The organism is Microcoleus sp. AT3-D2, assembly GCF_036705715.1.
Taxonomy (GTDB): domain Bacteria; phylum Cyanobacteriota; class Cyanobacteriia; order Cyanobacteriales; family Microcoleaceae; genus Microcoleus.
Genome location: NZ_JAUBVE010000155.1, coordinates 1 through 3,339, shown reverse-complemented (window position 1 = coordinate 3,339; position 3,339 = coordinate 1). Strand labels below are relative to the sequence as shown.

Genomic DNA, 3,339 nt, shown 5'->3' with positions numbered 1-3,339 from the left:
CTACTCGTTGTGGTACAGCCACTCCTTCTTTGCTTCCTGACGCTAATAATTGTTCTGATGATTCTGACTTGTTGACTGCTGCCTAATTTTATTCTTTGATTTTGGGGGTGGTTTTTCGTCTTCTTTATACCCCTGAACGCTTACATTTTTTGCTCGATTAGTTTTGACCAAAAAGCGAAGTGATAGAAGCCTCGATCCAATAATAGTAAGGTTTTAGGCTTAACTGTTTTTAGTAAATCTTCCTCCCAATTAGTATCTGCTTGTTTCGGATTTTCCCCAAACCAAATTTATTCGGGAAGATGAGTTACTAGGTCTATGATTACTCCCATTTTTCCGGCTAATTGACCAATTGGAACATCTGATAAACTTTGTAGCTTCTTAAATAATGCTTCTAATGTTGAGCCGTCAGCTATCCAGATATTATCAAAGCTTTTTAAGGCAAATTGTACGCTCTCTGGTAATGGTCTCGATTTTCTCATCAACCATTCCCGACGAAAATGAGGCAGTAATTCTTTAAATACTTTTTCAAATAAAACTGCGGGAAAAGTTAAAAATCTGAGTGATAATGCTTGTTGGCTAATTTCAGACGGCTCACACCATAAAAATCCTTCTCTATTTAATAATCTAGTTAATTCTGTTACTCCTGCTACATTTCGCCATAAAAGACTTAATATTGCTGCCATCATTAATGGTAGTGTCAGAATCCTATCTCTTAAATTTAGTTGGCGATAAAAAGTTTTTTGAGCAGCCATTGCTGGAATTAATAAATCTTCCAGGTGATTCGCAATCGCTTCATTTTCTATTTGGGGACTATTTTTTTTCTTTGCATGATCTCGGTTGATTCGTTTTTTGCTAGTCATAACTGCTTCAACCATGGCTCAACTGCTTGACCCGTAAAGGTTTCATCCTATTTTACCTTTTTTGGTCTACCCCCTTGACAATTTGCACTTTTTCTTAACTTGTCACAAATAGAGAGACCAGAGAAATTATTGGTGTTTATATTGGCGATCGTAGCGAAGAAGGAGCCAAACAATTATGGAATTCTCTACCTCCTGTATATCGACAATGTGCTGTTTGCTATACAGATTTTTGGCAGGCTTATGCTTGTATTTTTCCAAGCAAACGCCATCAGCCAGTTGGTAAAGACAGTGGAAAAACTAATCACATTGAAAGATTTAATAATACTTTGCGCCAACGTGTTTCTCGGATAGTAAGAAAGACTCTTTCATTTTCTAAAAAGTTAGAAAACCATATTGGTGCTATTTGGTATTTTATCCATCATTACAACTATATTTTGAGCCAATAAATATCTAATCACTACATATTTATTACTACCTGAAATGCTATATTAAATTCTTAGTGTCTGGAGAAATTTTCTTTTTTGTTGAATGCTCAACAAACTGCTTGCCACATTGTTTGCACTTGAATTTTTGTTTTTTGTTGTGGGTACTGCCATTTTTTATGGTTTGTTGCCGTTGGCAATAGGGACAACAAGGTCGGCGATTTAAGAAATTCAAAAAATCTTCCATAGCCAGTTAATTTACATCAACCTACAAAATTGTTTCTTTTCAGAGAATAAGATTTGTGAGCAGTTTAATCAATAAAAACAATTAATAGGTTTAATAAGCTTTTCTAAAGCTATGACATCTATTTTTTTAGGTTTTAACTTGAAAATAGCTGGGATTTTAGTTGGTAACTACCAGCCACCACTACATATTTATGACTACTAATTAATGCTCCCAACGCCATCCGGAATGATTTGGCTGGGGCTCCCAGGGCTCTGGGAAAGTTTTCAGCATATTCTGCTTCAAATTCTGACCACGGTATGAGTTGGGCCATTTTTACCCAACGGTTGTCAGCGGACAACCTTCCTCCGAAGGGCAGTCCAAACTCGGATGGGGGGCGTGGGGCAAGCTCAGCTTTTCTGTACAGGTTCGCAGGTGGTGATGCACGACTTTTGAGCTATTTTAGCAGTTTTTCTTGCACCCTTCCACCTTGTTAGGGTCAGACAACTCATACAGTGTTTACTTTTGCAACTGCTTCAGCAAGCCCTAATTAGGTTGTAGCTATTTGCTGTAACTGCTCACCGCAACAAAGTTGCGGTGAGCAGTTACACTTTAACTCAGAGCGTACCACTTAATATTTCCTTAGCTAATTATGAATTTTTCCACCGAATTACTTAGAGGGAAACTTTGTTTGGCGCTAAAATTGTTAAGGCTTTGATTGTTGTGGATCTTCCGGGCGAAGAGGGGGAAATACTGGGAGCATGTCACCTTTGCAAGTGAGCGAATTGATAGTGTGATATTATAACACTAATCTATTTTTGAAATAAAGCCATGACACCTGAGCAAGAACAAACCATAAATCAGCATATTCAAGCGATCGCCCAAATCCTGTACGAGGATACCCCAAAAGAAAAACTGACAACTCTGGCTGGTATTGAGGAAGCTGTGCGACAACAAATGCTGACTCAAGTTATGCCAAAAGTAGGAGTTTTTTTATCGAATCAACAACAAACACCACTGCCGGACGCACCCGCCAGCTAAAAAGTATTTTAGGAGACTTGCCTTTAACAGAGAAACAAGCCAAGTTATTATCACAGGGTAAGAGCATCTCAATCAAGCTTGACAAAAGGAGTTGAGAACAGTCATCATATAATCATTATTCATAGAAGCCTGTTTGATTTTTTGACGAAGACTACGCTGCAATGTTTTCTCCTGATTAAGAGCGTTAAGTGCTATCCGTCTCAGGATAGCAAAATTACGAGGACTATGACCTGAACGAATCCGACATTTATCCTCATGGAACGTGACATCTAAAGTCCAATGAACTTGGTTCTCAATCGTCCAATGTTGACGAATGGCACGACCAAGAACTTGAGCATCCGCAGGCAGAGAAGTCAGATAAAATTGGACTTCATGAGTCGTTTTGTTCCAAAGATGGCGGATTCTTTCAATAATGACGATGGTTTGCAGTCCCGACCACTGGTCTTGTTGATAAAGACCACCGAAAGCCTCTAAAGGAACAGCCCAAACATAACGTTTTTCAGTGCGATGGTGTCCCTTTTCAATCTGTTGGTTATAACTAACGTTAATGCCTTCAAAGTTATTAGCTCTTCTGGTATCAAACCATTCTTTAACCTGAGAATGTAAAGTGGGATGATTGGCTTTAAGAGATACAATATAATCAGCTTTTTTGTGGCGAATTTGTTTCACAATCTCGGTTGGCGTTCCCATCGCATCAATGGTAACAATCGCCCCGGTCAGGTCTAATAATTCTAAGAGTGCCGGAATTGCCGTAATCTCGTTGGAATGATCCTCCACTTTAACTTGCCCTAAA

1 protein-coding gene and 5 pseudogenes are annotated in these 3,339 nt (G+C 38.7%); 2 read left to right on the top strand and 4 right to left on the bottom strand.

The features are described 5' to 3' along the window. Positions 1-143: 143 nt before the first annotated feature. Positions 144-860, bottom strand: a pseudogene (locus QUB44_RS30305) (IS4 family transposase); the annotation flags it as partial. Between the two features lie 110 nt (positions 861-970). On the opposite strand from QUB44_RS30305, the pseudogene QUB44_RS30300 reads away from it, so the two are divergent. Then, a pseudogene (locus QUB44_RS30300) lies at positions 971-1,306 on the top strand (IS1 family transposase); the annotation flags it as partial. A 40-nt stretch (positions 1,307-1,346) separates the two neighbouring features. Here QUB44_RS30300 and QUB44_RS30295 read toward each other — a convergent pair. Beyond that, positions 1,347-1,529: pseudogene (locus QUB44_RS30295) on the bottom strand (IS1/IS1595 family N-terminal zinc-binding domain-containing protein); the annotation flags it as partial. Positions 1,530-1,716: 187 nt separating this feature from the next. Beyond that, positions 1,717-1,932, bottom strand: a pseudogene (locus QUB44_RS30290) (IS5/IS1182 family transposase); the annotation flags it as partial. A gap of 404 nt (positions 1,933-2,336) precedes the next feature. On the opposite strand from QUB44_RS30290, the pseudogene QUB44_RS30285 reads away from it, so the two are divergent. Next, positions 2,337-2,587, top strand: a pseudogene (locus tag QUB44_RS30285) (ISKra4 family transposase); the annotation flags it as partial. Positions 2,588-2,618: 31 nt separating this feature from the next. Here QUB44_RS30285 and QUB44_RS30280 read toward each other — a convergent pair. Further along, positions 2,619-3,339: ISAs1 family transposase (locus tag QUB44_RS30280; protein ID WP_333373509.1), on the bottom strand; the 721-nt coding region annotated here is incomplete at its 5' end.